The sequence below is a fragment of the Streptomyces sp. KLMMK genome (assembly GCF_036961605.1).
GTDB lineage: Bacteria > Actinomycetota > Actinomycetes > Streptomycetales > Streptomycetaceae > Streptomyces > Streptomyces telluris.
In genome coordinates, this window is the sequence record NZ_JBAMDC010000381.1 from 1 (window position 1) to 6,105 (window position 6,105).

Sequence of the window (6,105 nt, forward strand, 5' to 3'; positions counted from 1 at the left end):
AGAATCACCGCAGGCCCGTCATCATCAGCTGCGCTCACGAAAGGAGCCGGCGGTCCCATGGCACCCCTGGCTGATTTCGAGAACCACCGCCCACAACTCTGGTCCGTCGCCTACCGCATCACCGGCTCGGTCGCCGATGCCGATGACGCGCTGCAGGAGGCCTGGCTGCGCTGGCAGCTCCTCCCCGATGAGGAGGCGGCCAATCCCGCCGCCTACCTGACGACCGTCGTCAGCCGTATCTGCTTCGACCAGCTCGGCTCCGCCCGCTCCCGCCGCGAAACCTATGTCGGACCTTGGCTGCCCGAACCGGTCGTCGGCGAAGTGCCCGGGCCCGAGGACCGGGTCACCCTGGACGAATCCGTCGGGATAGCGCTGCTGACCGTGCTGGAGAAACTCACGCCGGCCGAGCGGACGGCGTTCATCCTGCACGACGTGTTCTCCGTACCGTTCACCGAGATCGCGGAAGTCGTAGGCAAGACTCCGACCTCCGTACGGCAGTCGGCCTCCCGTGCACGGAAGCGCGTACGGGTCGAATCTCCGCGCTGTTCCGTCGACCGCGGTGAGCACCGCCGTACCGTCGAAGCCTTTCTCGCCGCCGTGATGAACGGCGACTTCGAGACTCTCCTGTCCGTCCTGGACCCGGATGTCGTGTGGCGTTCGGACGGCGGCGGAAAGGTCTCGGCCGCGCGTCGTCCCGTGTGCGGCAGGGAGAACGTCGCCCGTTTCGCCCAGGGCATCAGCCGCGGCTTCGACCCGCTGTCGATGCGGGTGGTGATGCGGGACGTCAACGGCGCACCCGGCATCGTCTCCGTCGATCCGGCCGTGGGCAGGGTCCTGGTCTTCGCGTTCACCGTGCGCGAGGGGCGGATCACGGAGGTCTACGCGGTCGCCAACCCGGACAAGCTCCGCCACCTCGACCCGCAGGAGCTGTGTCCGGAACAGCTCCGCCCGAAGGACCTGTGACCGGTGACCTGCGACTGTCACACTTCTGCCCGCTGCGTCGTCGGGTGGGTATGAACCGACAGCACCGACACCACGTCATCGTCCTCGGCGCCGGCTACGCAGGTCTCACCGCCGCTCTGCGGCTGGCGCAGAACCCTGCCGTCAGCGTCACTCTCGTCGACCCCAGCGACCGCTTCACCGAGCGCGTCCGACTTCACCAACTCGCGGCCGGCCAACCGGATGTGACGCACCCGCTGTCCTCGTTCCTGCGTGGCACCGGGATCCGGCACGTCGCCGCCCGCGCCGTCGACCTGGACCCGGCTGCCCGCGAGGTGCGTACGGACGACGGCCGCACGCTGTCCTACGACCGGCTCGTCTACGCGCTCGGCAGCGTCACGGACACCCGCATCGCGGGGGAACGGCCAGTGGGGGAACGGACGGCGGGGGAACGGACGGCGGGGGAACATTCCGCCGCCGAACAGTCCGTACGAACGGTGGGCGAGCGCGCGTACACCGTGGAGTCGGCGGCCGAGCTGGGGAAGCGGCTGCTCGACGGACCGGGGCGGCTCGCCGTCGTCGGCGGCGGGCTCACCGGTGTCGAACTCGCCTCCGAAATCGCCGAATCGCACCCCGCGTGGGACGTCCGTCTCCTCACCGCGGGCAAGCTCGGCGCCGGCCTGTCCGCCAACGGGCGGGCCCACCTCCGTAGGACTCTCGCCGCGATGCGCGTACGGGTGACGGAGGGCGAGCACGTCATGTCGGTGGACGAAGTCGACGCGGACGTCACCGTCTGGTCGGCGTCGCTGCGGCCGATGACCGGGCTCGCGGGCGCGGCGGGCCTCGAGCTCAATGGGGAGGGGCGGATCGTGGTCGACCGTACCCTCCGGTCGGCCACGGATCCTGCCGTCTACGTGGCAGGGGACGCGGCAGCCACCTCCCTTCGGATGGCGTGTGCGACCGCGATGCCCACGGGCGCACACGCCGCCGCCTCCGTCCTCGCCGACCTGGAGTCCGGGCCGGCGCGGCCGCTCCGCTTCCGTTACGTCGTGCAGTGCATCAGCCTCGGCCGCAACGACGGCCTCATCCAGCCGGTGCACCGCGACGACTCACCGCTCCGGTCCGTCGTGACCGGGCGGCCGGCGGCGTTCGTCAAGGAGCAGGTTGTCCGCTCAACGGTCCGGATCCTGCGTGTGGCGGCGAGCCGTGCGCGGGCCCGGTAGCGACCGGGCCACGGCACTCGGCGTTGCGTTCCGCCCACGCCGTGAGCACCGAGCGGCACGCGTGGTCCATGTGCCGCAGGCCGCTCAGATCGAGCTCCACATTGCGCCCCGAGGGCGGCAGGGAGGCGTCCAACTCATCGAGGATCCTGGGCAGTCGGAGGAAGTTCGCGTTGCCGAGGACCCGGACGCGGACCGTGCCGTCCTCCGTGGTCTGTGTTTCCACGTGGACGTGCGAGGACTCCCAGGCGGCCTTGGCGACGGCCATGAGGAGGCCGAGGACGACGCCCTCGAAGAGGTTCGTCACCACGATGGCCCCTGTGGTCACCATGAGCACCACGGCCTCGCCGCGGTGCTCGCGCCATAGCCGAACGATGTCCTGGAAGGGCAGCAACTTCCACCCCGCGTGCATCAGCACCCCGGCGAGTGCCGCCACCGGGATGAGCTCCAGGGCCCAGGGGACGAGCGAGACGAAGACGAGCAGCCAGACGCCGTGCAGGACGCGCGCCGCCTTGGTCTTCGCCCCGGCCCGGACGTTGGCCGAGCTGCGGACGATGACGGCGGTCATCGGGAGTGCGCCGAGCGCGCCGCACACCGTATTGCCGGCGCCCTGGGCGATGAGCTCCTTGTTGTAGTCCGTACGGGGGCCTTCGTGCAGCCGGTCGACCGCGGCCGCGCTGAACAGCGTCTCCGCGGAGGCGATGAGCGCGAAGGCCAGGACGGTGCCGAGGACGCTCATCTCGCCGAGCAGGGCGAAGTCCGCGCTGCCCGGCGGCTGGATCGCGTCGAGCATCCCGCTCACCTCGATCCGCGCCACGGGCAGGGACAGGCTGACGACCACGGCCGTCGCCAGCGCGACCGCGACGAGCGGCGCGGGCACGAACTGCGCCCCCTTCTGCCAGTGCGGCCACAGCACCAGCACGGCGATCGTGCCGACGCCGACCGCGGCGGCGAGCAGGGCGTCGGTCGAGATCAGCGTTTCGATGATCAGGTCGGGAAGTCCCGCGATCTTGGCCGGGCCGCCGGCCGGCGGGCGGGCGTCGGCCATGGCGTAGATCTGGCTCGCCATGAGGACCAGGCCGATGCCGGCCAGCATGCCCTGGACGACGGCGACGGAGATCGCCCGGAACCACCGGCCCAGGCGCAGCAGCCCCATCGCGATCTGCAGCAGTCCGGCGGTGAGGACGAGGACGCCGAGCGCGGTGAGCCCGAACTCCCGCACGGCCTCGTAGACGAGCACGGTCAGGCCGGCGGCCGGGCCGCTGACCTGCAGACTGCTGCCCGGCAGCAGGCCGGTGAGGATGCCGCCGACCACGCCGGTGACCAGGCCCAGTTCGACGGGGACGCCCGAGGCGACGGCGATGCCGACGGAGAGGGGGACGGCGATCAGGAAGACGACGAGGGAGGCGGTGAAGTCGGCGCGGAGATCACGGCGCAGGGCGGCCCCGTTGTTGGCACCGTCGTGGGAAGGGTTTGACCGGAGCTTGGTCCTGGCGAGCACTTTGCGGGCAGGGGTGGGGGGTATTTTGTCCATGAGGATTACCTCCGAGCGCGCGGTGTCGCGCAGCGATGTGATCGTTGCCTGTCGGATGTCGGATGTCGGGATACGGGCAGCGGATACGTCGGGGTGAGGACCGGCCGGACGGCAGAGGGTGACGGAGCGTGCCGTGGACACCCGCGGTCATTCTGTCCAAGTGGCCAATACCGTTGGCCTGTTGGCGTGTTACCACGATGTAAACGCAGTGGTGGCGGGCCGGAATGGGCTGTTCCGATCGCTCCGGCGCAGGCCTCTGTGGGCCTACCGGTGAATTGCGCCCGGCGCACGACGTGCGCGCGGAGTGCAAAGATGGCTGGACACGCCCCCGCTGACGTCCGGCGCCGACCGGCGTCGACGACCAGTGCACTGTGGAGTCCCGGCTGCCCTGCTGCACTGTGAAGCCCGGCGTGCAGCAGCCCATCCCCGCGCAGCGAAGAGGTGAGCCCGTGGCCCAGAAAGTCGCCGTCCTCGGCACCGGCAAGATCGGCGAGGCGCTGCTCAGCGGCATGATCCGCGCCGGTTGGTCGACCGATGACCTCCTGGTCACCGCGCGCCGCCCCGAGCGCGCCGAGGCCCTCCGCGCCCGCTACGGCGTCGAGACGGTCACCAACGCCGAGGCCGCGAAGTCCGCGGACACCCTGATCCTGGCCGTGAAGCCGCAGGACATGGCGGCGCTCCTCAGCGAGCTCGGTCCGCACCTGCCCGCCGACCGGCTGGTCATCAGCGCGGCGGCCGGCGTCCCCACGTCCTTCTTCGAGGAGCGGCTGCCGGGCGGCAACCCCGTCGTACGCGTCATGCCGAACACCCCCGTCCTGGTCGACGAGGGCATGTCGGTGATCTCCGCCGGCACCCACGCCACGGAGGATCACCTCCTCCGCACCGAGGCGATCTTCAAGCCCGTCGGCAAGACGCTCCGGGTGCCCGAGTCCCAGCAGGACGCGGCGACGGCGCTGTCCGGTTCGGGTCCGGCGTACTTCTACTTCCTCGTCGAGGCGATGACCGACGCCGGCATCCTCCTCGGCCTGCCGCGGGACAAGGCCCACGACCTCATCGTCCAGGCCGCCATCGGCGCCGCCGTCATGCTCCGCGACAGCGGCGAGCACCCGGTCAAGCTCCGCGAGGCGGTCACCTCACCGGCCGGCACGACGATCAACGCCATCCGTGAGCTGGAGAAGCACGGAGTACGGCACGCGCTGATCGCCGCCCTGGAGGCCGCCCGCGACCGCAGCCGGGAGCTGGCCTCCGGCGAGGGCTGACGGGTCGGCCCCCCGGGCCGGTCCCTGGACTGGTTCCCTGGGGTGGCCCCAGGCCGGTCCCTGGGTCGCCGACCGGGTCGGCGCCCCCTTTATGTGTGTTCAGTACGCGGGCAGCAAGCCGACCGCCCGATAGGCCGCGTCCACCGTCGGCCGGGCGATCCTCCGCGCCCGCTCGGCCCCGTCCCGGAGCACGGCATCCACATAAGCCGGGTCGGCGCACAGTTCGGCATGCCGCTCCCGCAGCGGCCGCAGGACTTCCAGCACCGCATCAGCGGTGTCCCGCTTCAGAGCGCCGTACGAGGAATAGCCGCCCGCGAGCTCCGCGGGGTTTCCGCCGGTGCACGCGGCGAGGATCTCCAGCAGATTTGCGATACCGGGCCGCGTCTCCCGGTCGTGGACGACCTCACTGCCGCTGTCGGTCACCGCGCGCATGATCTTCCGGCGCACGGCGTCCGGCTCGTCCAGCAGATAGACGATGCCCGACGTCTCCGCATGGGACTTCCCCATCTTCGCCGTCGGATCCTGCAGGTCCATGACCCGGGCGGCCACCTGCGGCAGGACGGCCTTCGGCACGGTGAACGTCTGTCCGTACCGCTGGTTGAACCGCACCGCGAGATCCCGCGTCAGCTCGACGTGCTGCGCCTGGTCGTCCCCCACCGGGACCTCGTCCGCCCCGTACGCCAGGATGTCCGCCGCCATCAGTACCGGATACGTCAGCAGAGACAGCCTTACGCTGCCGCCTGTCGCCCGCTCCCGCGCCGACTTCTCCTTGTACTGGATCATCCGCCGCATCTCGCCGTCGGACGCCGTGCACTCCAGGAGATAGGAGAGCCGGGTGTGCTCGTCGACGTGACTCTGGACGAACACCGTGCACTGCGCCGGATCCAGCCCGGCCGCAAGCAAGAGCGTGGCCGTCTGCCGACTGAGGCGCTGTACCCGCGCCGGCTCGTGCTCCACGGTCAGAGCGTGCAGATCCACGACGCTGAACAACGCGTCGGCCTTGTGCTGGTCCACTTCCACCCACTGGCGGACGGCGCCGAGGTAGTTGCCGAGGGTCAGGTGGCCGGTGGGCTTGATGCCGCTGAAGATCCGGGTGGACATGGGTGGTGCGCTCCCTGTCTGGAGGGGACGCCGCCACGGACAGCAAAAACGG

5 protein-coding genes are annotated in these 6,105 nt (G+C 70.7%); 3 read left to right on the plus strand and 2 right to left on the minus strand.

Annotation, left to right across the window (positions count from 1 at the left end):
* Positions 1-57 precede the first annotated feature (57 nt).
* Positions 58-963: a sigma-70 family RNA polymerase sigma factor gene (locus V7793_RS31590; RefSeq protein ID WP_336013056.1), complete on the plus strand. Its 906-nt coding sequence runs from the start codon at positions 58-60 to the stop codon at positions 961-963.
* Between the two features lie 50 nt (positions 964-1,013).
* Positions 1,014-2,162, plus strand: a complete 1,149-nt coding sequence (locus tag V7793_RS31595) for an NAD(P)/FAD-dependent oxidoreductase (RefSeq protein WP_336013058.1) — start codon at positions 1,014-1,016, stop codon at positions 2,160-2,162.
* Here the strand turns inward: V7793_RS31595 and V7793_RS31600 are convergent.
* Complete coding sequence (locus V7793_RS31600; protein ID WP_336013060.1) at positions 2,092-3,693, minus strand: SulP family inorganic anion transporter; 1,602 nt, start codon at positions 3,691-3,693, stop codon at positions 2,092-2,094. The genes V7793_RS31595 and V7793_RS31600 overlap by 71 nt on opposite strands.
* A 449-nt stretch (positions 3,694-4,142) precedes the next feature.
* On the opposite strand from V7793_RS31600, the gene proC reads away from it, so the two are divergent.
* A complete protein-coding gene (proC, locus tag V7793_RS31605) occupies positions 4,143-4,952 on the plus strand; it encodes a pyrroline-5-carboxylate reductase (protein WP_336013062.1) in 810 nt (269 codons plus the stop codon).
* A gap of 99 nt (positions 4,953-5,051) precedes the next feature.
* Here the strand turns inward: proC and trpS are convergent, their stop codons facing one another.
* Positions 5,052-6,053, minus strand: a complete 1,002-nt coding sequence (gene trpS, locus V7793_RS31610) for a tryptophan--tRNA ligase (RefSeq protein ID WP_336013064.1) — start codon at positions 6,051-6,053, stop codon at positions 5,052-5,054.
* Between the last annotated feature and the right edge of the window lie 52 nt (positions 6,054-6,105).